The 25,050-nt window shown below is 61.1% G+C and carries 20 protein-coding genes, 2 pseudogenes and 1 other annotated feature; of the genes and pseudogenes, 12 read left to right on the plus strand and 10 right to left on the minus strand.

The annotated features are described in order from the left end of the window. The first annotated feature begins 1,453 nt into the window (after positions 1 to 1,453). The 4 genes and pseudogenes from EV147_RS19355 to EV147_RS26325 form a co-directional block, all read left to right on the plus strand. Complete coding sequence (locus EV147_RS19355; protein WP_130392861.1) at positions 1,454 to 2,746, plus strand: hypothetical protein; 1,293 nt, start codon at positions 1,454 to 1,456, stop codon at positions 2,744 to 2,746. 635 nt (positions 2,747 to 3,381) lie between these two features. Beyond that, a complete protein-coding gene (locus EV147_RS19365) occupies positions 3,382 to 3,735 on the plus strand; it encodes a hypothetical protein (protein ID WP_130392862.1) in 354 nt (117 codons plus the stop codon). 130 nt (positions 3,736 to 3,865) lie between these two features. After that, a pseudogene (locus EV147_RS26490) lies at positions 3,866 to 4,015 on the plus strand (IS3 family transposase); the annotation flags it as partial. After that, positions 3,877 to 3,993, plus strand: a sequence feature (AL1L pseudoknot). It overlaps the preceding pseudogene by 117 nt. A 298-nt stretch (positions 4,016 to 4,313) precedes the next feature. Next, positions 4,314 to 4,454: pseudogene (locus EV147_RS26325) on the plus strand (DDE-type integrase/transposase/recombinase); the annotation flags it as partial. 454 nt (positions 4,455 to 4,908) lie between these two features. Here EV147_RS26325 and EV147_RS19375 read toward each other — a convergent pair. Both EV147_RS19375 and EV147_RS19380 read right to left on the minus strand, forming a co-directional pair. Next, complete coding sequence (locus EV147_RS19375) at positions 4,909 to 5,517, minus strand: glutathione S-transferase family protein (protein WP_130392863.1); 609 nt, start codon at positions 5,515 to 5,517, stop codon at positions 4,909 to 4,911. Positions 5,518 to 5,725: 208 nt separating this feature from the next. Further along, positions 5,726 to 6,652, minus strand: coding sequence for a LysR family transcriptional regulator (locus EV147_RS19380; protein ID WP_235844830.1), 927 nt, complete (start codon positions 6,650 to 6,652; stop codon positions 5,726 to 5,728). A gap of 213 nt (positions 6,653 to 6,865) precedes the next feature. Here EV147_RS19380 and EV147_RS19385 point away from each other — a divergent pair, with 213 nt between their 5' ends. The 6 genes from EV147_RS19385 (at position 6,866) to EV147_RS19415 (ending at position 14,145) form a co-directional block, all read left to right on the plus strand. After that, complete coding sequence (locus tag EV147_RS19385; RefSeq protein WP_130392992.1) at positions 6,866 to 7,819, plus strand: Bug family tripartite tricarboxylate transporter substrate binding protein; 954 nt, start codon at positions 6,866 to 6,868, stop codon at positions 7,817 to 7,819. Then, complete coding sequence (locus EV147_RS19390; protein ID WP_130392865.1) at positions 7,812 to 9,896, plus strand: acetate--CoA ligase family protein; 2,085 nt, start codon at positions 7,812 to 7,814, stop codon at positions 9,894 to 9,896. Before EV147_RS19385 ends, EV147_RS19390 begins: the two co-directional genes overlap by 8 nt. Before the next feature lies 1 nt (position 9,897). Then, positions 9,898 to 10,668 (plus strand): enoyl-CoA hydratase/isomerase family protein, encoded by a 771-nt coding sequence (locus EV147_RS19395; RefSeq protein WP_130392866.1) that lies wholly within the window; start codon positions 9,898 to 9,900, stop codon positions 10,666 to 10,668. Continuing rightward, entirely contained in the window at positions 10,665 to 12,083 is a 1,419-nt protein-coding gene (locus EV147_RS19400) for an aldehyde dehydrogenase family protein (protein WP_130392867.1), read from the plus strand. The genes EV147_RS19395 and EV147_RS19400 overlap by 4 nt, the downstream gene beginning before the upstream one ends. A gap of 27 nt (positions 12,084 to 12,110) precedes the next feature. Further along, positions 12,111 to 12,929, plus strand: coding sequence for an enoyl-CoA hydratase (locus EV147_RS19405; RefSeq protein ID WP_130392868.1), 819 nt, complete (start codon positions 12,111 to 12,113; stop codon positions 12,927 to 12,929). Positions 12,930 to 13,929: 1,000 nt separating this feature from the next. After that, positions 13,930 to 14,145 carry a hypothetical protein gene (locus EV147_RS19415; protein WP_130392870.1) on the plus strand — a complete coding sequence of 72 codons (216 nt, stop codon included), beginning with the start codon at positions 13,930 to 13,932 and terminating at the stop codon, positions 14,143 to 14,145. Positions 14,146 to 14,697: 552 nt separating this feature from the next. Here the strand turns inward: EV147_RS19415 and EV147_RS19425 are convergent. The 8 genes from EV147_RS19425 to EV147_RS19460 form a co-directional block, all read right to left on the minus strand. Next, complete coding sequence (locus EV147_RS19425; protein ID WP_235844831.1) at positions 14,698 to 15,237, minus strand: PPC domain-containing DNA-binding protein; 540 nt, start codon at positions 15,235 to 15,237, stop codon at positions 14,698 to 14,700. A gap of 97 nt (positions 15,238 to 15,334) precedes the next feature. After that, positions 15,335 to 16,612 (minus strand): TRAP transporter large permease, encoded by a 1,278-nt coding sequence (locus EV147_RS19430; protein WP_130392871.1) that lies wholly within the window; start codon positions 16,610 to 16,612, stop codon positions 15,335 to 15,337. An 18-nt stretch (positions 16,613 to 16,630) separates the two neighbouring features. Beyond that, positions 16,631 to 17,131, minus strand: coding sequence for a TRAP transporter small permease (locus EV147_RS19435; protein ID WP_130392872.1), 501 nt, complete (start codon positions 17,129 to 17,131; stop codon positions 16,631 to 16,633). After that, a complete protein-coding gene (locus EV147_RS19440; protein ID WP_130392873.1) occupies positions 17,128 to 18,108 on the minus strand; it encodes an amidohydrolase family protein in 981 nt (326 codons plus the stop codon). Before EV147_RS19440 ends, EV147_RS19435 begins: the two co-directional genes overlap by 4 nt. Positions 18,109 to 18,139: 31 nt before the next feature. Next, complete coding sequence (locus EV147_RS19445; protein WP_130392874.1) at positions 18,140 to 19,126, minus strand: TRAP transporter substrate-binding protein; 987 nt, start codon at positions 19,124 to 19,126, stop codon at positions 18,140 to 18,142. Positions 19,127 to 19,228: 102 nt separating this feature from the next. After that, a complete protein-coding gene (locus EV147_RS19450) occupies positions 19,229 to 20,425 on the minus strand; it encodes a fumarylacetoacetate hydrolase family protein (RefSeq protein ID WP_130392875.1) in 1,197 nt (398 codons plus the stop codon). Further along, entirely contained in the window at positions 20,422 to 21,384 is a 963-nt protein-coding gene (locus EV147_RS19455; protein ID WP_130392876.1) for a Bug family tripartite tricarboxylate transporter substrate binding protein, read from the minus strand. The genes EV147_RS19450 and EV147_RS19455 overlap by 4 nt, the downstream gene beginning before the upstream one ends. Before the next feature lie 75 nt (positions 21,385 to 21,459). After that, positions 21,460 to 22,599, minus strand: coding sequence for an iron-containing alcohol dehydrogenase (locus tag EV147_RS19460; RefSeq protein ID WP_130392877.1), 1,140 nt, complete (start codon positions 22,597 to 22,599; stop codon positions 21,460 to 21,462). Between the two features lie 366 nt (positions 22,600 to 22,965). Here EV147_RS19460 and EV147_RS19465 point away from each other — a divergent pair, with 366 nt between their 5' ends. Both EV147_RS19465 and EV147_RS19470 read left to right on the plus strand, forming a co-directional pair. Beyond that, positions 22,966 to 23,745: an enoyl-CoA hydratase-related protein gene (locus tag EV147_RS19465; RefSeq protein WP_130392878.1), complete on the plus strand. Its 780-nt coding sequence runs from the start codon at positions 22,966 to 22,968 to the stop codon at positions 23,743 to 23,745. Between the two features lie 53 nt (positions 23,746 to 23,798). After that, the gene (locus tag EV147_RS19470) at positions 23,799 to 25,031 is read left to right on the plus strand and encodes a CaiB/BaiF CoA transferase family protein (RefSeq protein ID WP_130392879.1); all 1,233 of its coding nucleotides are present in this window, start codon (positions 23,799 to 23,801) and stop codon (positions 25,029 to 25,031) included. The last annotated feature ends 19 nt before the right edge of the window (positions 25,032 to 25,050 follow it).

Below are 25,050 nucleotides of genomic sequence, written 5' to 3' on the forward strand. Positions count from 1 at the left end.
AAAGGCATAGCCATGGATTTGTGGCCACTTCTCACCTGCGCACCTCTTGTGGCATGGAGGTGAGGGGTCGAGCATACTTGCTGGATTTGTGATTGGGTGCAGTATCGGACCAAGTCGATTCTCCTTAGCGACCACGAATGGAAGCGGTGGTAGAGGTCTGAGCTCCGCCGGATCCTGTCCGTGCTAGGAGCGTTCGCATGTGTCGTGGGAGATCCCGGGTGCGACAAACCGTTGTGGGGAATCTGAGGTAGGGAGGAGGGTGGCGCAGAGCGGTGTTTAGTATGTCCAGGACGCGGCGTGCAGCAACGAACGTCATGCCCCGGGCAATCCCGGACTTCCCGCCGGGGGCGTCAAAGAGATCTGTTTCGGTAACGACTGGAGACTGTACTGCTGGAGTGAAGCTGCGGACGAGTGGATCGAGCAACGCCGTTTTCCCAAAAAGGCGGCGTTATAAATAGTGTTTGTTATCGGTATAGAAGCGTTATATGAAGCGAAACTTCGCTCGCTGACACACCTAAAGTTGTGTCTCGTAAACCGCGGCGGGCAAGTAGGCAAAGACTTTCTCTCTGCCGGAATAGGTGCCGACACTATCGGCATCGGTATTCCTGCGTCGAGCATATTGCCTTAACGCGAATTTTTGGACCAGTTTTTCGATTCAGTTTAGTTTATGTCGCGCGCACTGCTGATGCCCGGGTGCAAGGCGGAGCGGGCTTAGCTCTGCTCCTCTGCGCCTCTGCGCCGCCGGCACAATTTGCTCGGAATGCTCGGTGCTACTCAGCAGCGGACGCCTCGAAGAGCCGCCTCTCTGCGATAAACCTGTCAAGACATAGTCCGTGTCGCCATCAAGGCTGGAGCGGTCGTGCATTTCTAGGTGCTAACCCATTAGGGGTAATCATAAGTAGTGACGCCGGTAGCCGAGTACTTGAAGGCTTTTGCGCGCACGTGCTTTCGCCGTCCTCTTGGCCCTGATAAGTGCACGCCTGTGCGACAATCTATCTAGGGGGATCCGGGACCCCGCCATTATAGGTACCGGTAAGACAAACGAGCCGTCCGAGTTGAATACACCCGTTCCCGAACTGCCAACATCGCGTTTCTCATACTCCGCGAAGGTCTTGCACCGCAGTCCGGTAACGGTAACGGGTACGAGATCTTCCGACACGAAGACGTAGCGGCTTAGCTGCGCTTCTCAGCGCTTATGGTGCACAGCTGCCGATCCCGTTCCAAGCTTGCTCACGAAGCCTGTGAACGGTCCATAAACTGGCAGATGACGTTGCCGTCGGGAGTGACGGTGCCCTTGGCCAAAGCTGCCCCAAAATTTGGGTCCGGAATGGAGAGCACGTATGCACGCTCCTCTGGCATAGACGAGATGCGGACCCAACTTCAGAGGGGATATGCCCGTGGTGCGACCGTAAATCTTGTTCAGGCTTAACCCGTAATTCTTTGCGAGCGACACGTGGAAGATGATCCAAACGGTAAAATTATCGACAATCCCACCGCCAAAGAGATGCGAACCTGGCTGCCGATCGTTCGGGTCGTGGGATCGGTGGCGGGAGTCGCTGCGCAATTTGGGTTCAGGCGCAAAGCCATGACGAACCTGAAGCGGGCTGCGGATAAATTCTTGGCAAGCGCGGCTATTCTCGAGTTCCCGGACCGCTTCAATGAAGCTTTTGCGGGGCGGGGTTGGATTGCAACGGGCTCTTTCTCGCTGGACGCCATGCGGAAGGCGGTCGATCTGCACGAGGAGGGAAAGCTAGAGGAGGCGGAGGACGCCATACTCGAATGGTTCACAGAGGACAATATCCGGCTGTTTGCCATCACTCGTGCGTATCGTTTCCATGTGGCCAAGCTGCGCGATGCGCAACTTGAGGAAGCACTGCGTCTCTATCTTGAGGGCAGATACATCGCGGCTGTTCCCCTGATCCTGATTGCGTGCGACGGGTTTGCATCGGACGTATGTGGAATCAGTCCGTTCGAGAAGAATGCGGACCTAAACTGTTTCGATTCGATAACGGGTCATCGTACTTCGCTGCCCGCGTTGATGAAGCTGTTTGTCCAGGGCGTCCGGAAATCCACGGACGAAGAACTGAGTATTCCAAAGCGGCACGGCATCTTGCATGGCCGATCGCTCGGATACGCCAACAGATTGGTGTGTGCGAAGGCATGGCTACTGATGGTAGCCCTGGTCGACTGGGCAATTGACAAGTCGTCGGAAGCCGCCAGGATGGAGGAACGCGAGCGCAAGGAAAAAGCTAGTTGGCGTAACTCGATGGATCAATACTCGCGCGTGCTTGAGGACAAAAAGAAGATCTGTGAATTTCGCCCAACCGAGACAAGCGGCCCATTGGCAGGGTCGCACGAATCTGATAGTGCCGAGCACGCTGCGCAGGAATTTCTGGAGGGCTGGAGTGCTCGCAACTTCGGGCGCATGGCAAAGTACGCCGTCAATCTGACCAAGAAACCCTTCAAGGCGATGGCGGGTGAGATGCGCGACATGGCCGAGTTCGTTGTGTTGAATACGTGCGAGGTGGTTGCAATTCGCCATTCCACCGTTGCGCGGTGCGACATGCGCGTCCGTATTCAGGCCACCGTCCGGGAAAAATTGGTTATCGGCGAGTTCAATGTGATTCTCTTCCGCAACAACGCGGAAGGCAATATTGCGATGCCGACCGACCAGGATTGCACCTGGGCAGTGCAGCAGCGAATTATCTACGATGTCATGCACGAGAGATTCGCCGAGGAGGCATAACTCGAGTGACCGCGAGATCGAGATGCCAGAGGGGCGGCAGGGATTCGGCGAGAGGGTTTGCAAGACGCGTGCGCGAGATCTTTGCGCAAAGTCGCGTTTATACCGCTCTCGCCCGAATACGAAATGAAGCCGGCAATCGGACTCAGCTTCTTGTTCCGCCGCGAGCGCGACACTAGTCTGCTGGCGCCCGCCGCGGTCTGCGAATGCTTGCGAATATCGACGGCAAGTAATGCTTACGCTAGACCGTCAGCCGCCGCCAAACGAGTTGGACGACGATGCCCAGTTGGTCGCAGGCTGGTCGTTGGCTGAATACAGCGATGAAGTATGAAAGCGAGAAGGTCGCCGCTTTTGTGGACATGATTGTGACCATGGGTTCCGAGGTTCGGTTGAGTTTACTTCTTGTCACGCCGGAGGATCAGCATGGGTCCACGCTTCGACTTTGTGCTTCATGTGAAGAGCGGAGCAGTCGAAGTCCATAATGAGTAGAAAGAATACCTTGTGACGACGACGCTACGTTTAGCAGTTGAAGAGAGTACGGAATCACAGATCCGACGAATAAATTAAGCTCGGTTCGCGGCAATCTCACGCACGTTCGAGCTAAGGAAGCTAATCTCGACGAGACGGATGATTAGAAGATGAACGATGATTTGAAGACGCTCCCGGATTATCCGGCACTGCAACAACTTGGGCGGGCACTGTGGAGAGATGGTTCAGCCAGAGGCGCTGCGCTGATGGTAGGAGCAGGCTTTAGCCGAAACGCAATTCGCGCTGGGTTAGATACTAAAGAACCGCCACTGTGGTCCAATTTGATTGACGAGATGGTCGCGCAGCTGCATGGTCGTAGCGACAATAAGCTCTTGAACCCATTGCGGGTCGCGGAAGAATATAGAACCTATTTTGGACAGGCAGCGCTGGATGAATTTACCATATCGCCATTTTCCGAGGCGACCAAGATTGGCAGCGATGTCTGTCCGGAAGCTTTACTCTAGCGTATCGCTGGTGGCCGTCGCCAAGTAGTGGCTCAGTTTTCTCGGTAGGACGCGATTTTACCAGCGATGGGTTCATGGGATAGCCCCTAACTATATAGGCGATGACTCGAGCGAGTTTTGCGCGAAACCCAAGCTGGCGAGCGCGTTTTTTGCCCAAGTTGAGCGCGACCGCCGTTTGAAGTCATGAAGGCCCCTGTCGATCTGCATCGCGATACCTTGGGAGTCGAGCCGATCTGCAAGGGCTTGCGGATTGTTTGGTCTGGCTATCTGCGCCATGCCGCTGCTTCGTGACCTGTTCGGCGCTCTGGGAGAGCCAAGCTCGACGAGTAGCTCGATCCGAGATCAAACGGGTCTGGCAAACCAACATGCAGGTCTACGGCGCCGACAACCATTGACCAGATCCGGCGGAGGCACTGCTCCGTATCTGGCGTCGTGATGCGAATCCGTCCGCCGCGAACGACACCGCGTACTTCGCTGCTTCATCAACGGCGCAACGGTGCAGTGTGCGACCGCGTCCGCTTCACGGTTCATCTGCTTCCAAGCTCCGTTCCGTGCTCAACGGTCCGAATTGCATCTAGGTTTCGGACTTCACCTACGTTTCGATATGGCAGGGAGGGTTGTACGTTGCGTTTGTGATCGACGTGTTCGCCCGGTGTATCGTTGGCTGGTGGGTCAGTTCGTCGATGACCACGGATTTCGTTCTGGACGCACTCGACCAGAGGCAAACTACTATCGGCAGCTTGAGGAGACTGGTGCAGAACCAGCGCTAATCTAACGCAGTTAGCCTCCACGATTGCCGGTGCGACTGAGTGAGATGCGCGCGTAGCAATCGTGGTGGAATGATCGGCCGCTCCCGGCTGCGGATTCAGCCGGGCGACACTAAGGGGTGGAGCGATCAGGGAGGGCCGGAAGCCAGAGCCAGTCTGGACTTCGAAACACAATTCCGATCTACGCACCGTATTCAATATAAATTGTGATCGACCCGGTTGAGTTACGGTTCGTCGGACCGATCCGCAATCGCTAAAAGCAGAAGAATCAAGGGTCATCGCGACTCCGGAATACACTACTCGGTCGGCGTTTATCACAGTTGTGAAGCACGAAAAATGCACCCGTTTCGCTATAGTCGGTCAGCGCGAACCTTAGGTTCTCGAGAACACCAGAAGCCAAGTTGCATCAGGCGTGTGGCATGGCGCGGAATGGCGGAAAATCTTCGACCAGCTTCGTGTATGCATGCAATCTCGGATGATTTGCTGGATTTATCTTTCCCGGTAGCATCGCTTGGGCAAAGGTCCAAACAACCGCCGCAGTGAGACCAGCCTGATCGAGGCGGGCTTCGTCGATCGGCATAGATTGGCGTGAAATCTCCTCCTCGAGCATCGCAAAAGCGCTAGCGCACTGCTCATTCACGCGGTCGAGCCACGGCTGATGAATTTTCTCGGCCGGCCGGATGTTGTGTTCATAAACGTTCTGTACAGCCTTTTCGCAGGCGGCAAGCGCTAACCCAATAGTGCGCAATGCGCGTTGCCTGACTTCCAGGGCCGTTGGCATCAAGCTACGCCCGGCCAATGCCTCGGCATAGTCAACGATGAGAGTCGAGTCCATCAGAACCACTCCGTTGTCACAGATCAGCGTTGGCGCCTTCACCGCCGGATTGATCGAACGAAATTGTTCGTAAGTGCGAAAAACCGACACCGGCTCATGCTCAAAATCAAGGCCCAGCAAGCGCATAGAAATCGCTGCGCGCCGTACGTAGGGCGAATCCAGCATTCCGATCAGTCTCATAAGCTTTCTCTTTCAAACAGTTTCGTTGGTCGGCAGCGCCGCCGGTTTGCGAGGTCCGAGCCGCGGTTAACAGGGACTATCAAGCGTCAGGGTACCAAAGCCGGGTGGCGGATGTGAGCGTATGGCGGTGGCCAGAAGCCATCGCGCGGGGACGGACCGACCGCAGCCGAGCTATGTCCAGCCCCGGTCTCGATAAATACACTCGTTCTTATTGGCGCTTGTTGCTTCCGCTCCAGTCAGGTTGCGTCATAGGAGGGATCAGCTCATGCAGCCGGGAAAGCACGAGGCGCGCCGCGCGCGACAGCGGATGATGCTGGGTGAGCCCGAGGCTGATTGAGCGAGGAAGCTGGGGATTGATAATCTCCGCTGCGACCAGTCGCCCGGCGCTGACTTCATCGTCAACTGCCAACTGAGGCAGGATTATCAGGGCATGGCCGGACAGTGCCACCTCCTTCATGGCATTCAGGGATTCGACCTCGAGCGCCACATCCAGCGTGACGCCTTGCTGGCGCGCATGCTGGTCCAGGATCAATCGCAACCCGTTGGGCGCCGGCGGCAGCACAAGCGGGATCCCAGCCAAGCACTTGAAGTCCACGGCCGGCTGGTTGGCGATTGGATGCCCAGCTTTGCCGATCAGATAGTTCGCCACCGTGGCGAGCACGTCCTCGTTCTGACGGGGACTGGGCCCGTACCGGTTGATGACCGCGAGATCGAGGTGTCCAGCGTCGAGTTGTTCGTCAAGCTGTCCGCTGAACCCTTCGATCACCCGCAAGCGTACGCCGGGCGCCGTCTTTCGCAGGTCAGCGAATAGGGTAGGAATCAAGCGCCGGGTCATGGACGGCAGAACGCCAATCCTGACCGTCCCCGCGGGCACGCCCGCAGCATTGCGGATTTCGTCGTGCAGACGCGTCGATTGGGCGAGCAACAGCTCGATTTCCGGGAAGATCCGCTTGCCGAATTCGGACAGCACCATGCCTCGGCCGGTGCGCTCGAAAAGCCGATCTCCCCATTCGGACTCAAGGTTTGCGACGGTCCGGCTCACCAGCGACTGCGCAATGCCAAGCGCGCGCGCCGCCCGCGAGAGCGAGCCGAGTTCCGCCACCAAGGCGACCGTTTCCAGTTGCTTCAAGTTCACTTTACCAGCTATCCAAAAAGTCGAAATCAGGTATCGCAGAATATACACTTTTGCGGTAGCCAAAGTCTCCATACACTGCTGGACATCCTTCCATGTAGAGAAGGCACGCAAACGAATGGAGACAACATGCGAAGTTCCTCTACGCGCTGGCCCTCGCTGGCATATGTCCTGAGCGGCAAATCTGGAGCGCCGATTCATCTCGTGCTTGCCGGCATGTTGCTGTGCATGGCCGTTCTCATGCACGGGGGCGTCGCCCGCGCAGCGGCGAGCTACCCGACCAAGCCGATCCGACTGATCGTGCCGTTCCCGGCGGGCGGGCCGACTGACGGCATGGCGCGCCTGATCGGGCAGCACCTGTCACAACAGCTTGGCCAGCCCGTAGTGGTCGACAACCGTGGCGGCGCGGGCGGCACGATCGCAACCGAGGCTGCGGCCGCCGCGTCGCCCGATGGCTACACGCTGTTCTTCTCCACGACGGGCACGTTGGCTATCAACCCGTCGCTCTACCGTTCGCTAAAGGTAGACCCAGTCAAGGCTTTCGATGCAGTAGGCTCGGTTGCCTCAACGACCAACGTGCTTGTGGTGCCGAATAGCCTGCCGGCGGGCAACATCAAGGAACTCGTCGCCCTGGCTAAGCAGAAGCCTGGTTCGCTGACGTTCGGGTCCGCTGGCAACGGCAGCTCCAACCATCTGTCGGGTGAGCTTTTCAAATCGATGGCGGGGATCGACATCGTTCACGTGCCCTATAAGGGCTCCGCCGCTGCGTTCACCGATCTCCTGGGCGGACGCATTTCAATGATGTTCGACACCGTTTCGAGTCAGGTGCAATACATCGCAGGTGGGAAGGTCAAGGCGCTGGGCGTTACGGGCCCGCTCCGCTCCGAGGCTTTGCCGAAGGTGCCGACGGTTGCCGAGTCCGGCCTGCCAGGCTATGACGTGACGATCTGGTTTGGCCTCTCCGCGCCCAAGGGCACGCCGCCGGAGGCGGTGCATCGCCTCAATGCCGAACTGCAAAAGGTATTGGCCCAAGCAGACGTCAAAAAGCAGCTTGCCATCCTGGGCGCGAACCCATTGCCCGGCACGCCCGCCGATTTCGAGAAATTGATTCAGCACGATGCGGCCAAGTGGGCTCCGGTGGTGAAGACGTCGGGAGCGACCCTTGACTGAAACGTTCAATGCGCTGTTCTCGCCGGGCTCGGTGGCCATCATCGGGGCATCGGACAACCCGAACAAGGTCGGTGGTCGGCCTATCCACTACATGCGCAAGTTCGGCTATGCGGGGGAAGTGTTTCCCGTGAATCCGGGGCGCACGACAATCCAGGGTTACCGCGCGTACCCTACGCTGGGCGATATCGGTAAGACGCCCGACGCCGTGGTGATCGCGGTATCGGGCGACGCGACGATGGAGCAGGTGCGCGCCTGTGCCGACGCCGGGGTGAAGGCTGCGGTAATCATGGCCTCCGGTTTCGCCGAGACGGGCCAGGAGGGTCGGACGCGCCAGCAGGAAATGGTGGATGTTGCCAGGGCGGGCGGCATGCGCCTCGTGGGGCCTAACGCGCAGGGAACGGCCAATTTCGCCAAGGGAGCCGTGCTGAACTTCTCGACCATGTTCATGGAGGTCGCCCCCGCGGATGGACCGATTGCGATCATCAGCCAGAGCGGAGCCGCCAGCGTCATGCCGTACGCGCTATTGCGGCAAGCCGGACTGGGCGTGCGCTACCTGGTGGCGACGGGTAACGATGCCGATCTTGATGCCTGCGCCATGACGGCGGCCGTGGCCGAGGATCCAGCGATCAAGTTGATCCTACTCTACCTGGAGTCCGTGTCAGATCCGGCGGCGCTCGCGCGGGCCGCAGCGATCGCCCGTAGCCGTGGTGCCAGCATCGTCGCGATCAAGGCAGGTAGAAGCCAGCACGGCGCACGCGCGGCGGCATCCCACACCGGGGCATTGGTGGGAAACGACGCAGCCATCGATGCGTTTTTCGCTCGCATTGGCATATGGCGCGCCGCCGATATTGGTGAACTCGTGCGCGCCGTGCCGTTGTACCTGCAGGGACGCGCACCCGGGCAGGGGCGTACCGTGGTGATGAGCCATAGCGGCGCCGTGGGCGTGATGGCGGCCGACCTGGCAGAGCGGCATGATCTATCGCTCACGGAACTGGAGTCTGCGACGCTCGAGAGCCTCGGTGCGATCCTTCCCGATTTTGGTACTGCCAGTAACCCGCTCGATATGACGGCGGCGCTCATGGGAAAGGGCGATATGTTCCCGCGTGTCCTCGATGCGCTCGGTGGGGATCCGCAAGCGGACATGGTCATGATTGGGATTCCGGTCGCGGGCCCAGGCTACGACGTAGAAGCACTCGCCCGCGATGCTGCAGCGTCCAGCAGCCGGTTTGGCAAGCCGCTGGTGGTCAGCGCCCCTCAGCAAGCCGTTCGAGACGTCTTCGTACAACATGGCGTTCCGACGTTCGTCACGGAAGGCGATGCGATCGCTGCGCTGGCTCAGTACGCAGCCCACGCGCGCCTCGAGGCGTCGGCGCAAACGCCAGAATTCTCGAACAACCCCTTGTCACTAGAGGGGAGCGGTCTACAGGACGAGGCCCGCAGCCTGGCCCTGCTTGCACAGGCAGGCGTCCCCGCAGTGCCTAACCGTATCTGTGCGACTGCAGATGAGGCGGTCGCGGCCTTCTCGGCGCTGGGCTGTGGCTCTGTCGTGGTCAAGGGTTGCGCGGCAGAGGTGCCGCACAAGAGCGAACATGGTCTCGTCCATCTCAGGCTGGCCGACCCTACGGCTGTCGAACAAGCCGCGAGAGACTGTCTGCACAAACTGCGAGAACTTGGAGTCCAGAGCCCAAGGGTGGTGGTGGCGGCGATGGTGGCAGGGCGGCACGAGTTTGCGCTGGGCGTATCGGTCGACCCCGTGCTCGGCCCGCTTGTGATGATCGGAGAAGGCGGCACGCTACTCGAGTTGCGCAAAGACATCGTCTCTTTGCTTGCGCCGTTTAGCCAGGCGGATGTCAGAGCAGCCTGCGGCCGGCTTCGTATTGCACCGCTCTTTCAGGGGTATCGGGACATGCCGGCGCTCGATCTCGACGCGTTGGCCGCGGCAGCCGTGGCGCTGGGAGACTGGGCGGTGCAACACCGCGAAACTCTGAAGTCGGTGGACATTAACCCATTGATGGTGCAGGCGGCCGGGGAGGGCGTTGTTGCCGTGGATGCCGTGGTGGAACTGGCTGGAGCCTGAAATGGAACCTGTACTTGTGGAACGTGAAGGCAGCGTGGCCATCGTGACGTTGCACCGCCCGGAGCGGATGAATGCGGTCAATGACGCGCTGCGGGGCGCCCTGATTGACACGCTGGGTCGTCTCAATGCTGAGCCCTTGGTTGGCGCGGTGGTGTTGGTGGGCGCTGGCGGCCGAGCCTTCTGCGCGGGCCAGGATCTAGATGAAGCGGCATCGGTGACGTGGCAACAGATCGTACCGTGGCTGAACCGTCAACGAGCGATGTACCAGGCCGTCCGAGACTTGGATAAGCCATGCGTGGCCGCAGTGCATGGCGTGGCAGCCGGAGCAGGCTTCCAGCTCGCGCTGTGTGCGGACTGGCGTCTGACTACGCCAGAGAGCCGTTGGGGCCAGCCCGAAGTCAAGGCAGGACTGGCAAGCATCGTCGGGTCGTACCTGATGACACTGCATGTCGGGCACACCCACAACGTCCAGATGTCGCTGTCAGGCGAACTTGTGTCAGGGCAGCGCGCCTATGAGATTGGCCTGGTGACCGCCCTGCATACCGAAGAAGACTTGCTCGACGCGGCGCTGGCTCGGGCCCGGACATTGGCAGCGTTGCCGGCGACCTCCGTTCGGTTGTCAAAGCAGCGGCTGCGCGCCATGACGCAGCCAGGGTTTGACGAAGCCTGTGTGGCGGGCATCCGGGCGCAGCTCGAATGCTATGCCGACGGGGAGCCACAACGTGTGATGGGCGAGTTTTTAAGAAAAAGGCAGCAAAGGGAAATGCAATGATCCAATGGGACGAACACTTTATCGACGGCGCACGATGTCAGGTAGGAGGCGGGCGCACCGTACCAATCCATGATTCTGCGACGGAAGCAATCCTGGGCGACGTCCACCTGGGTAGCGCCAGCGATGTCCAACGTGCCGTAGATGCTGCCCGGCGGGCGCTCCCGGACTGGCAGCGGATTGGCGTGCAGGCGCGTGCCTCGATGCTGTACCGCGTGGCCGACGCGCTGGAAAGCCTGGGCCAATCGCTTGCGGGTGATATCTCGCGCGAGGTTGGGATGCCGCTAAAACTGTCGCAGCGCATCCAGGTTGACGCGCCGATCGCAGTATGGCGAGCCACCGCAGCGCTAGCGGATACTCACTCGTTTGTCAGCGAGGCGGCTAACTCAAGGATAACGATGGTACCGGTGGGTGTCGTTGCCGCGATTACACCGTGGAACTATCCGCTGCACCAGATCACTGGAAAGGTTGCGCCAGCATTGCTGGCAGGCTGCACCGTCATTCTCAAGCCCTCAGAACTCGCACCGGCGGCTTCGGCATGTCTGATGACAGCGTGCGAGCAGGCAGGCCTGCCGTCGGGCGTGCTGAACATCGTGCAAGGCGACGCGGAGGTGGGCGAGGCGTTAGTGACGCATCCCGATGTTCAGATGGTGTCGTTCACAGGTTCGACGCCCGTCGGCCGGAAGGTAGCAGCGCTGGCGGCGGGCGATATGAAGCGGATATCCATGGAGCTCGGCGGGAAGTCGGCCGCCGTCGTCCTGCCTGGCGCAGACCTTGGAAAAGCTGTGAAGGCCACGGTCGCCTCCTGCTTTCTCAATTCCGGGCAGACGTGCAGTGCTATCACACGGATGATCGTATCACGCGCGGACTATCCGAAATGTCGCGAGCTTCTTGCTGAGGCGGTTGGGAAGATGGTCATGGGTGATCCGGCCCATGAATCGACACGGATTGGCCCGCTACTGTCCGCGTTGCAGCGCGAGCGCGTTCAGGCCCACCTGACAGACGCGGAGCAGGCTGGATTCGATCGCATTGCCGGCGGCCCCGATGCAGCTGTGCCAGGCCAGGGCTACTTCGTCGCGCCCACCATCTACGGCGATGTGTCACCCACGAGTCGGCTCGCCACGGAGGAAGTCTTTGGTCCCGTGCTGGCGATACTTTGCTACGACACGGTAGAGGAAGCCGTTGCACTGGCAAATGGCACCCGCTATGGGCTGGCAGCCGCCGTATGGGCCGCGGAGGATGGTGACGCTGAAAAGGTAGCCAACTTGCTACGCGCCGGTCAGGTTGACATCAACGGCGCCAGGTTCAACCCTCGCGCGCCCTTTGGCGGCTTCGGGATGTCCGGCGTAGGGCGCGAAGGCGGGGTCTATGGGCTTGAGGAGTTCTTGGAGCCGCGGGCCGTTCAGTTCCCTGGCTAAACACTCATGGCTATTTAGGATCTCAGCATGTATAGAGAAATTTCAGTTGCGCGGTCGGACAGCAGCGCACACGTTGCCGTCGTGACGATGAATCGACCAGACAAGCTCAATGCTCTCACCAAGGTGATGGAAGCCGAGCTGCGCGACGCGATGGAAGCCGCCGATTGCGACGAGAGCGTCCGGGTCATTGTGCTCACGGGCGCCGGGAAAGGATTCTGCGCAGGCATGGACATCAATGAGCTCGAGATTCTGCCTCCGGGAGATATCCGCGCCGCTCAGTGGATGCGTCCCTACGATATGAACCGCCGGGCCGACTTCCAGAGCCGCTACGGATACTTCCCGGCAGTGCGCAAGCCCGTCATCTCCGCCATCAATGGAGCCGCAGCCGGCTTGGGGTTGGTCTTTGCACTCTACAGTGACATGCGCTTTGCCAGCAGGAGGGCTGCGTTCAGCACAGCCTTCGCCAGACGCGGGCTGATCGCCGAGCATGGCATCTCATGGCTGCTCCCACGCGTCGTAGGGCCAGGGCATGCTGCGGATCTGCTGCTTTCCGCTCGCAAAGTCTCTGCCGAGGAGGCCTTAGAAATGAGGCTCGTCGACCGCCTATGCGAACCGGACGAATTAATGACACATACGCTGGAATACGCCGCTGATCTTGCGGAGAACGTGTCGCCTCGTTCAGTTCGCGTCATCAAGCGCCAGCTGTGGGAGCAGCAGTTTCAGACGCTGGGGGAGGCCACCCAGATGGCCAATGCCGAGATGTTCGATAGCATCCAGAGCGAGGACTTTACGGAAGGCGTTGCCCATTTCATCGAGCGTCGTCAGGCGCGATTCAGTGGACGGTAGTCGATCTTATGGATGAAATGCCCATGAGGGCGTCTAAAAGAACCGCGGCATGCTGATCCGTGCGAGCCGGCAATTTCTGTTGAGTTTGGTGCTGCCGCCAGCGCTGCATCGCACTGGCCGCATCGAGCCCGTATGCCACTCAAGCAGAATATGGGCAGCCTGCTGCGCACGCGCCCCCAAGCTGGCAATCGCGAATCGGCTCAATTTGACCAGTGGTTAATACTATAATCGGTGCCAAATCGAACACAGTCGACCGCGCTGAAGCGCGGGTTGATGTGCAGCCGCCCCCGAGGGTTGACGTCATCTTGCGGCTGCTATGATGACTGTGTCACCTTGAAGTCGCCATTCTGGGGTCAAGAATCCTTTAGTGAGGCCAATGACCAAGTGCCCGTCGAACCTGTTCGTGTTGCGGTCGCAAAGTGGCGAAGGTTGGGTTCTCCCAAACGGTGATTCGTTCTGTGCGAGCTGCGAAGACCTGGTTGCTTGGGCAGAACTGTATCGAGCCGAGACGACAGGGGCGACATTCGGCGGATACTGCTTGTACATGGAGCGACTAGGCGGCTCCGCGGTTGATGATGTACCGCGAAAGTATTTGGTGAAGTATTTTGATGTCCGTCAGCAAGGGACCATATGGAAATGACGCTCGAGCAGGTAAAGCAGATCTACCGAGAATCGATCGACCCCTTGGCAAAGGATGCCGAGGGTGCGGAATGGTGGGGGTCCGTCGCTGCTAACGTGAGGGGCGTGGTGAGAGCTCCCAGTCTGAGCGAAGCAGCAGGAATTATCCAATGGTGGCATTCGGGATGGGAGTGGAGTCAGGTTCGCCACAGTGCGTCCGATGCCGCCCAGCGAGTCCGTGACGCCGCTCAAGCCCTAGGCTGGTCAGCCGCGTAGAGAACGAGACAAGAGACGGTTCGACCTCAGCCCACTGCTCGCAACCAGCTATATAACTAGCGCAACAGCTGTCATCGATACTCTGCTTAATTTGTGAGGTACTCCCGTGAAGTCCGACAAGCCCTTGGCAGATGGCCGCTATCGCGCAAGATGCAAGGAGGCGAATGCCATCCAGGCGCTGCTTGCCGGTCATTCGGCAGTCTTTCCTGACGCTGACGTTGTGGTCAAAGACGGCTGGGCGAATTTTTACCGTGATGGGAAGAAAGTCTGGTCGTGCAACCCGCAATACGCGGCGCTGCACTTCCTGATCGAGCCGAAATGACCCATGCGGACTGCATGACGGAGACTAGAGTGCTGACCCCCTATCAATCCGCACACATATCGAAGGTCTATCCTGAGTGTCGCGCCGACATGCGCCACTATTTTGAAACGGGAGCGCAGGTCGTGGTATACAGGCAGCACGAGTGCGGCGACGACGTTCTGCCGTTTGCACTCGCCGTGTCAGGGACCGATTTTTGGATCGATTGCTGTGAGTCGCCGCGAGCAGCGTTGACCCTCGCATCGAAACTCGGACTCGAGGTCGTCAAGGTCTCAGTTTGAGAATTGCCAGCAGTGGACAACGCCGTGTACGGGATCGGCGCGCACCTGGCCGGCTCGCGCGGCCGATCTCCGGCATCTTGAACTCACGCACTTCGCTGCCATCTATTGGCGTTCGCTTCGCCTCCGTGCAGTAAGACGCTAGATGTACAAATGGCGCCCGCTCGGCTTCTGCAGCAGGCGCCGGCGAACTACCTCCCCAAACGTGCTGACGCTGCGATGCTCGCGTCCTTTGTTGGGGCGCAGCCCTTACCGTTTGCCGGCCCCTCAATCGCATTTACTCTTGAGATAGCTGCAGCACGTTGGCACCGATCCGGGGATCTATCGCGCGGTCGAGGCGTTGCCCGTGCACGGAGACCGTCACTTCAAGCGAGCCTGTCCCAACCTCCATCGCTAGAATGTGGCCGCCGTACGTATCGAATTTGCTATCACCGGCCACGCCATGGATATGGATCGAAGGCTTTCCTTCCTTCCACGCCAAGCTGCCGACCACGCTGGCCATTTCCACGTCACGATAGGTCTTGGGGTTGAACTGCTGCTTACCCGCGTCCCAGAATCCAAAGGTCACGTGGGCGAAGCCGATTGCGGACAGGCTGGCGCTTGGAATCTTCTCGCACGCCGCGAAAACGGCTAGCCGCTCCAGTACGTTGTCTCCCATGCGTAGCACGAGAAGGTAACCGGTTGGCGTCTGGATATATCGCTTGACGTTCGCATAGTTACCGTTCTCGGATGGCACCCGCAACATCCCGTTGCACCCACCCGACGTTGTCTGCTGGGATTGAGCACGAGCCGGTTGCATGGCGACGAATGCGGTCATGGCTGTCATCGTGAGTACGGTCGCAGCTCGACGGGACCAGGCTAATCCTTGGTTCATTTCAATCTCCTTCTCGGTATGGTTGTTGGAAAAGGCGGGTTCAGTGCAGCCATGCGGCCGGCACGAGGATCAGCTGTGGGAACAGGACGAACAGGAACATGAGTGCGGTCAGGCTGAGCAAGAATGGCCAGACCCCGCCAATGACGCTGTCCAGACTGCAGCGCGACGTACCAGCCACGACGTTCAGCACGGTGCCGACCGGAGGGGTGAGTAGCCCAATAGCGTTGTTCAGCACAAACATCACGCCGAAGTAGACCGGATCGATCCCTGCCTTGGTGATGACCGGCATCAGGATCGGCGTCATGATCAGCACCGTCGGCATCAGGTCCAGCGCCGTGCCCACCACGATCACCAGAAGCATGATGATGAACATGAGAAGGATCTGGTTGCCGATGAACGGTTCGAGCAATGCAGTCACCTGCGCCGGGATGTTCGCGATGGTGATGAGCCAAGCGGATACCAGAGCGCAAGCCACGAGGAACAGCACTGTGCTGGATGTCTTGGCGGCTGTGACAATGATCTCAGGGACCTTGCGCATCGAGAGTTCGCCATACACAAGACGGCCCACCACTATCGCGTACACGACAGCCACGACGGCGGCCTCGGTAGGGGTGAATGCGCCGATCTTCATGCCGCCGATGATGACTACCGGCAACACCAGTGCCCAAACGCCTTCCCTCAGCGCGCGCAACAAGCGGCGAGCCGAAAAAGTTTCGGTCTGAGCGAAGGTCTCCCTGCGTGCGCAGAAGTACCAGGTGGCGGCGAGTGTCAGCGCCATCATGGCGCCCGGCGCGATGCCGGCGAGAAACAACTTCGTGATCGAGACCTGGGCCACTACGCCGAATACCACAATGGCGATGGAAGGCGGAATGACGGGCGCGATGATGCCGCCTGCGGCAATCAGGCCTGCGGCACGTGGTACGTTGTACCCGGCACCTCGCATCATCGGTATCAATAGCGCGGCTACCGCAGCGGTATCGGCCACTGCCGAGCCGGAGATGCTCGCCACGACAGTGGCTGCAATGATTGCAACGTACCCCAGGCCGCCGCGGACATGACCTACCGCGGCTTCTGCCACGCGTACTATCCGGCGGGAGAGACCCCCGGCGTTCATCAGTTCTCCGGCCAGCATGAAGAATGGCACGGCCATCAGAGGGTAGTTGTTGACGCCCTCCAGCATGGTTTGCGCGAGGATTTGCGTGTCGAAGTTGCCAAGATGCAGCATCAGCACGACTCCGGAGGCCAGCAAGGCAAAGGCAATGGGCATTCCGATCGCCATCGCTCCCAGTAGGGAGCCCACGAAGAAGAAGATTGTCATGATTCGTACTCCGTTCGGTTATTCCCCGCTGGGGCCCGATTGCGGCGTCAGTTCGCCAAGTGTCATACGCCCGCTCAGAAGCCGACCCAGCGACCATGCCAACATCGCCGTCATCCCCGCGCCGCAAAGCAGCAGGCAGGCGTAGACGAGTCCGAGCGGAACACCGGTCACGGGTGCCCGGTCGTCCATGCCGATCTGGACGATTTGCCAGGCGCCATGCGTCAGCAGCAGGCAGCATCCCAGGGCGGCTGCATCGGCCAGCAGCCGACACAGTCGCTGGCCGCCTGGGCTCAGTCGCGCCACGACGGTGTTCATGCCCAGATGAGCGCGGTCGTGCATGACCAATAGAGCGCCAAGCAACGTGAGCCACATGAACAGGAATCGCGATGCCTCCTCAGAGAAGGCGATGCCCGTATTGAACACGTAGCGCAACACCACGTTTCCGAACACGAGTCCGATCATGGCAGTCATGAGAGCAACCATTACGCCATGGACGATACGAAAGGTGATGCGGTTCATGCTTGTACTCCTGCTGGGCGCCTCGAGGATTTCGTGTCGACTAACGCGTCCACCGGCGTCTCGCCGCGAGCGACGCGGTAGAAGTCCAGCGCGTTGTCTCGCCAGATGCCGCGTGACTGCACGGCGTCGAGTCTCGCCATTGCCTCGCTCATGGTGGCGATGATCTCGGCGGTATTGGCGCGCAACCCTGAAACAGGCAGGTTGCTGGCGAACATGCAACGTTCGGCGCCGAAGACGTCGATCGCATGCCGAATCACCCGAACATTGTCGGCGCGGTCCCAAGGCTTGCCGGGTAGGCCAAACTCGGAGAGCTTTACATGTACCTCCGGAATGCTCGCCAGCAAGCGCATGCCACGCAGCCATTGCGCGAGGCCAGCCTCGGAGCGGTCCCAGGGAAGCCCGGTGTGCTCCACGGCGACGCGCAGGCCCGGCACCGTGGCGATGAGTTCGGCGGCTTCCTCCAGATGCCAGAACGGAACGCGCAGATCCCATGCAAGCCCACGTGCGGCCAGTGCTTCGAGGCCGGCCCGCCAGCGCGGGTCTTGCAGGCTTCCCGCTTGCTGTCGCACGTCACGCGTGGCAGTCGCAGCGATTTGCGGCTTGCACCGTACGCCACGTACAAGCGGATAGGCTGTCTGTTCGCGCAGGCTGGCGTCGTGCCCCGCGTCCAGCAGGTCCACATGCGCCACGACCGCGCTCGGGAAGCCGTGGCGTGCATGCTGCTCGTGAAGCCAGATCGTTTCGGCCAGCGACTCGCTGCGCTCCCGCTCGGCTTCCACATGGACGGTGCCATCGACATGCACGCCCGGCCAATGCGACAGGTAGTCGTCGACGCCAAAGTCGTGACACAGTGCTTCATACTCGCCCAGGAAGAAGGACTGTGGGTCGTAGCGGTCTTGCAGCCACGGGTAACGACCGGTACCAAGGTGCCAGAGATGGTGATGGGCATCGACGATGGCCTCGGGATGGCTTGTCATGGCGCTACTCCTCTGCAGGTCGCGATGTGGATCAGCGCTGTGTTTCGATGGCGCGCAGTACGGCGCCACCTGCGTCGCCGTTTTTCTGTACGAAAAGCTGGCGGGTTTCCTCGCGGACAACCTTGCGCATGCTGGCGTTGTCGGGTTGCTCGATGACTTGCACTCCCTTGGCGCGCAGTTGGGCGATGGCCGCTCGCTCGTTGTCCGCATTGAGCTTGCGTTGATAGGTGGCGGCTGAGGCCGCTTCCTCGAGCAGGACTTTCTGGTACTCGGGCTTGAGCGATTCGAACTTCGCCTTGTTCATGAGTACGACGAGCGCCGTGTAGGCATGCCGCGTAAGGGAAACGTACTTCTGCACTTCGTAGAGCTTTGCTGACACCATCAGAGTGGGTGGGTTCTCCTGGCCGTCGACCGCCCCGGATTCCAGTGCGCCGAATACTTCCGCGAAGGGCATCGGCTGCGGGCTGGCGCCCAGCAACTGGAAGGCCTTGATATGCGAAGGATTCGGCGTGGTCCGGATCTTCAGGCCACGGATATCCTCAGCGCGCTGGATAGGCCGCTTGTTGTTGCCCAGGCTGCGAAAGCCGATCTCCCAGAACGCCAGGCCCTTGATGCGGTGTGCGCCCAACTCATCCAGCAGTGAGCGGCCGACGGTGCCGTCCAGCACCCGATAGGCGCTCGCCCCGTCCTCGAACTGATAGGGAAGGTCCAGAACGTTCAGGCGTGGAGCCAGGCCAGTCACGAATGGGTTGCCTGTCGCGCCGATGTCGATGGTTCCGCTGCGTACGCCGGTGACAAGCGACGTGTCGTTGCCGAGCTGGCTGTTGGCGAAGACCTGGATCTGGACGGCGCCCCCGGTACGCGCCTTGACCTTCTCACTGAACGAGAGCGCCGCAAGATGCTGGGAGTCCGTTTCGGGCACGGTGTGGGCAAAGCGAAGCTTGACCGTCTCGGCGCCCGCCGCGGTTGCGACGGCCAATAGCGTGGCCAGCACGATATGCGAGATAGCGTGTTTCATGAGGTTGTCTCCTGGGATGTTGTTTGGCCGCCGCCAACTGTCGAGGAATGGCCGGGAGGCGGTCGCCGGTCGCCGGTGGGCTGTCTGAACCCTCTTGGTGCTTCAGGGCGGCGGATGCAGCAGACCGCGTTGCGCAAGGTTGTGCATCAACGCGCCGATGCCGAATTTCCATGGGGGTAGGGTGGTGCAATCCTGCACCCAGTTCACGAGCCCACCCAAGCGATCGGCGCTTATGCTGACGCGGTCGCCGGGGCGATGTGTGAAACCCGCGTCGACTTCGTCGCGGTCCTCGATGGGTGCGAACAACGTGCCGCAGAACAGCATCATCCCGTCCGGGTATTGGTGGTGCGCGCCCATGGCATGGGCGACGAGTTCCTGTGGCGCCCGGCTGATCTCGCGCATGGTGCTGTGCCCGTGCAATACGAAGCCGTCCTCACCTTCCAGGGTCAACGTGATGTCTGTGGCGGCAATCTGCTCGATGCCGAAATGCGTATCGCATAAGCGGATCCATGGGCCAATGCTGCATGACGCGTTGTTATCTTTGGCTTTGCCAAGCAACAAGGCGCTACGACCCTCGAAGTCGCGCAGGTTCACATCGTTTCCCAGCGCTGCCCCAACGATCTCGCCGGTCGGCGACACGGCCAGCACGACTTCAGGCTCCGGATTGTTCCAGGTGGAAGCGGGATGAATGCCGACGCCAACACCGGTCCCGACCGATGCCAGCGGTGCCGCCTTGGTAAATATCTCGGCATCCGGCCCCAGGCCAACTTCGAGATACTGTGACCAGAGCCCTTGGGCGAGAAGTACCTGCTTGATACGTTGCGCCTCAAGGGAGCCCGGACGCACGTCCGACAGGCTGTCGCCAAGAATCTCCACAAGTGAGGCGCGTACGGCCGCCGCTCCTGCCGCATCGCCGCGGGTGCGTTCCTCGATGACGCGCTCGAGCATGCTCGCTGCAAAGGTGACCCCGGCCGCCTTGACGACTTGCAGGTCATTGGGCGCCAGCAAGTGGCGACGGGCGGCGTCCGATCCATTGGCGCAGGTGTCATCGAGCCATTCCTGCAGCGGGCCGAGCGAAGCGCCCTTGGCGGCCGCCACCCTCGCCGCGCAATCGGGCTGCGAGAGAAGGTCGGCCATCGTGGGCGCCAGGGCGCTAATGTCGATGAGCTCGTTGCCGCGCACCGTGACTAGCGTCGGTCCGCCCAGTCTCCCGGGCACCCAGGCGCGGCCGACCAGTCGCGCGCGTTCGACGTCAGCCGGCAGCGATTCTTCAGCGGTGACGCGTCGGGATGTGGTCATACCTTCACCTTGGCTTCCTTGACGATGCGGGCCCACTTGACGCATTCGGCGTTGATGAATTCGCCGAAATGGGCCGCACTCCCTCCTCCGTCCTCGGCGCCGAAGCTGTCCAATCGCTGGGCGACATCGGGCATCGTCATCACGCGGTTCAGGTCAGCATTCATCTTGCCAACCAACGCGGCCGGCATCCGTGCCGGGCCGACGAGGCCATACCAGGTGCCCGCATCGAAGCCCGGAAATCCCGATTCCGCGAGGGTTGGCACATTGGAGAAGCTGGCCGCCCGGTGCAGGCGTGTCTGAGCGATGGCCACAGCCTTGCCGCCGCGGATTTGTGGCGTCGCGGAGGTCATCGTCTCGAAGCTAAAGTCAATCTGGCCCCCGACGAGATCGGTCAGCATGGGCGCCGAACCACGATAGGGCACATGGAGAGCGTCTACGCCCGCGCGAAGCTTGAACATCTCCAGTGCCAGATGCTGCGCCGCCCCTGCGCCGGAGGAGCCGAAGGCGATCTTTCCCGGCTGACTCCGGCACAGTGCGACCACGTCCTGCACGGTGCGTGCCGGGCCGCCGGCGCGGCAGATCAGCAGGTTGGGGGTCACCCCGACCAGCATGATTGGCGTAAAGTCCTTTTCTACCGAGTAGCCAATCTTCGGATAGAGGCTTGGCGCGATCGCATGGTTGCTAATGTTGGTCATGAGCAGGGTGCTGCCATCGGCTGGCTGACGCGCCGCGTACTCCGCTGCCACGACGCCTGCGGCGCCCGGGCGGTTCTCTACGATCACGGATGTGTGCCATACCGCAGACAGCTTCTCGGCCAGCACGCGTGCCATGACGTCGGTGCCACCGCCCGGCGGAAAGCCGACGATGATACGGATGGGTCCAGCGGGAAGTGTCTGGGCTTGTACCCAGGGCGCGGCCAGCATGGCGGCGCCCGCGCCGATAAACGTACGACGTTGCATGGCGGTCTCCTGTCTAGTTCTAGGTGTCGTGTAATGCGAAGGCAGCGACTGCGGCGAGAGCCTGATGCGGCGGCGTCAGAGCGATTCCGTGAGCATCGCGAGGTAGTCCGACGGGCTGGCGATGCGTGGATTGGTTTTGTGGCAGTGATCGGCCATGGCGTAATCGATTACGCGGGGGAACAAAGCCGGGTCGACCCCCATCTGCGCAAGTCCGGTCGGCAGACCCAGGCGGCGGCTCTTCTCGACGATGGCCCCCTCGACATCGGCAGCGCTGCCGAGGCCCATCGCCTGCGCCATTCGCCCCAGCCGGTCCTCATCGCGCACCGAGGGCGACTGGGCGTTGAACCGGATGACGGCAGGCAGCAGCACGGCGTTGAGCGTGCCGTGATGCAGTGTGGGCATGAGGCCGCCCAGCGCGTGGCTCAAACTGTGCACGCAGCCAAGTCCCTTCTGGAAGGCCAGCGCGCCCTGGGTCGAAGCGCTCATCATTGCCAGCCTCGCGTCTCGGTTGTTGGGCTCGCGCTGGGCCAGTTCGATGTGCTGCCAGCCGCGACGCAGGCCGTCCAGCGCGATGCCGTCAGCCGGCGGATTGAAGGCCGGCGCCATGAACGTCTCCATGCAGTGGGCGATGGCATCCATGCCGGTGGCGGCCGTGAGGCCAGGTGGCAGCCCGAACGTCAGTTCCGGGTCGCAGATGGCTACGCGGGGCACGATATGGGGAGACAGCACGCCAACCTTGCGGCCGTCATCGAGAATCAGGACGGCGCCACGCCCCACCTCGCTGCCAGTGCCGGCCGTGGTGGGAACAGCGATAACCGGGGCCGTTGCTGCGGTGATGCGGGCTACGCCGCCCTCGACGGCAGCAAACTGTCGCAACGGGCCGTCATGGGTCGCGCACACCGCGACGCCCTTGGCCAGGTCGATCGGCGAGCCGCCCCCAATAGCGATGATCCCGTCGCAGCGGTAATCACGGTACAGCGCAACAGCCTCGCGCATGGCGCTTTCGGTCGGGTTCGACGGCGTACCGTCATAGATCACCGCCTCCATGCCGGGAGGGAACTGTTCGAGCGCGCGCTGAGCGATTCCGGCGGCTCTTACGCCTGCGTCGGTGACTACCAGCGGACGCGTGATGCCGATGCGCTCGCATTCCTGTGCCAACAGTTTGATGGCACCAAAGTCAATCTGGATTTGTGTGATGTATTGGATCAGCGGCATGGTGTCTCCTGATGGTTGCCCGCGACCATGGTGCGGTGCGGCAATCCCGGTTTTGAATGGGATTTGGAATCACCGCCGGGAATCAATGCTGCGAACCAAGAAGGAGCGTCGAAGCTGAGCGTCGAGGCCAGCCTTCGAAAAGCCGGATTCGGGGCGGGAATGGAGTCGAAGTCTAGGAACAAGGCGGTGCGCGGACAACGTGGAATTACTTGAAGCCCCTGCAAGAAAAATTCACAACGCCAACGCCTTAGATTTTCTTGAAGGCCGGTCGAGTTTTTCTCGTTTTGCCGCGTGCCTGCTCGCCCCTAGACTGCTAGCCAGCACGCCATCATGGCTTGCCGGACACCCTTACACCAACGAGACACCATGAGACAGCCGATCCTGATCGAACGCGATGGCGCAATTGCCACCGTCACGCTGAACAATCCCGAGAAGCTCAACGCGCTGGACCTGTCGATGTGGCAGAACCTGACGGATGCCATGGCCACGCTTTCAGCCGACGACGACGTGCGTTGCGTCGTCCTGCGCGGTGCGGGCGACAAGGCGTTTGCCGCTGGTGCGGACATCGAAGAGTTCCGCACACGTCGGTTCACCGCCGAGCAAGCGAGCGAGTATGGGCAGATCACGCATGCCACGATGCGCGCGATTGCCGATTGCAAGCATCCCACTCTGGCGCTGATCCAGGGGGCATGCGTAGGCGGCGGCCTGGAGATCGCATCCATGTGCGACATGCGAATCTGCGGACAGTCGAGCCGCTTCGGCGTACCTGTCAATCGGCTGGGTCTGGTGATGTCGTACGGCGAGTTGGGCGGACTGATGGCGCTCGCCGGCCCGGCAGCGGCGTTGGAGATCGTGCTCGAAGGTCGTGTATTTGGCGCGGCTGAAGCGAAAGAAATGCGGCTGGTGAACCGGGTTGTTCCCGATGCCGATGTGCCCGAGGAAGCCTACGCGACCGCACGTCGTATCGCGCAGGGGGCCCCGCTGGTGGCCCGCTGGCATAAGCGCTTCGTGCGCAGGCTGCAGGAGCCTACGCCGCTGGAGGCTCATGAGGAAAACGAGGCGTACGCGTGCTTTGACACCGAGGACTTTCGCATCGGTTTCGATGCGTTCGTATCGAAGTCGCGCCCGCAGTTCGTCGCGCGATAGACCACGCGCCGCACGCCCCGGTGTGTTCCCCCTCCAATTTGTAAGGTGCTTCCATGAATTTGCCGTTATCGAACATCAAGGTCCTGGATGTCAGCCAGATCATGGCTGGTCCGTTTTGTTGCATGCTGCTGGGCGACATGGGTGCCGACGTCATCAAGGTCGAAACGCCGGGGGTGGGTGATCAGACCCGCAAAGCCATGGGGTTTCGGCTCAAGGGCGATGACAGTGGTGGCTTTCTCGCACTGAACCGCAACAAGCGTAGCGTCGAGATCGATCTCAAGAATCCGGCCGGGCTGGAAGCCTTTTACGAACTGGTCCGCGGTGCGGATGTCCTCGTCGAGAACAATCGGCCCGGCGTAGCGGCGCGCCTTAAGATCGACCATGCCACGCTGAGCCCGATTAACCCCCGCCTGGTCTACGCGAGCATTTCGGGGTTCGGGCAGACCGGGCCGTGGTCGAGCCGCCCGGGCCTGGATCTGATCGCGCAGGCAATGTCCGGCGTGATGAGCGTCATGGGCCATCCCGAGGCGCCGCCGGTGAAGTCCAGCGTGCCCATCGCAGACCTGGGGGCAGGCTTGTTCACGGCCTACGGCATTCTCAGCGCCTTGATGGGGCGCGCACAAACGGGGCAGGGGCAGTACGTCGATGCCTCGCTCTTCGAGACCGCGCTGGGGTTGTCGGTCTGGGAGTCCGCCGAGTATTGGGGAACGGGTGGGGTGCCGGTGCCGATTGGCAGCGCCAACCGGATGAGTGCGCCATATCAGGCCGTGCGTGCCGCTGACCGCCACTTCGTGATCGGCGCCGCCAACCCCAAGCTATGGAAAGCGCTTTGCGAAGTCATCGGGCGCCCCGAGCTGGTGGATGATCCGCGATTTGTCGACAACGCGGCGCGGATACGGCATCGAGACAGCCTGATTCGGGAAATCGAGGTCGAGTTCGCTCGGCGGCCGGCCGACGAATGGGTAGACGCGCTTCTCGCTGCGGGGGTGCCAGCCGGACCGATTGCCACCTACGACGAAGCACTGGTGAGCGAGCAGGCCGTCGCGCGTAACATGGTGCTCGAGATCGAACATCCGGTGGAGGGCACGACCAAGGCGCTAGGCTTTCCGGTGAAGCTTTGGGGCACGCCTCAGCAGGTGCGCTATCCGGCGCCGCTGCTGGGGCAGCACACCGACGAAGTGCTGGCCGAATTCGGCCTTGACGCTGCTTGCGTGGCGCGCCTGCGCGCGGAGGGTGCCTTTGGTGCGCAGGATGCGGAACAGCCTCCGGTTCGCAAGAGAGCTTGAACAACGAGCGGGCTCAGAC

The organism is Cupriavidus agavae, assembly GCF_004217045.1.
Taxonomy (GTDB): domain Bacteria; phylum Pseudomonadota; class Gammaproteobacteria; order Burkholderiales; family Burkholderiaceae; genus Cupriavidus; species Cupriavidus agavae.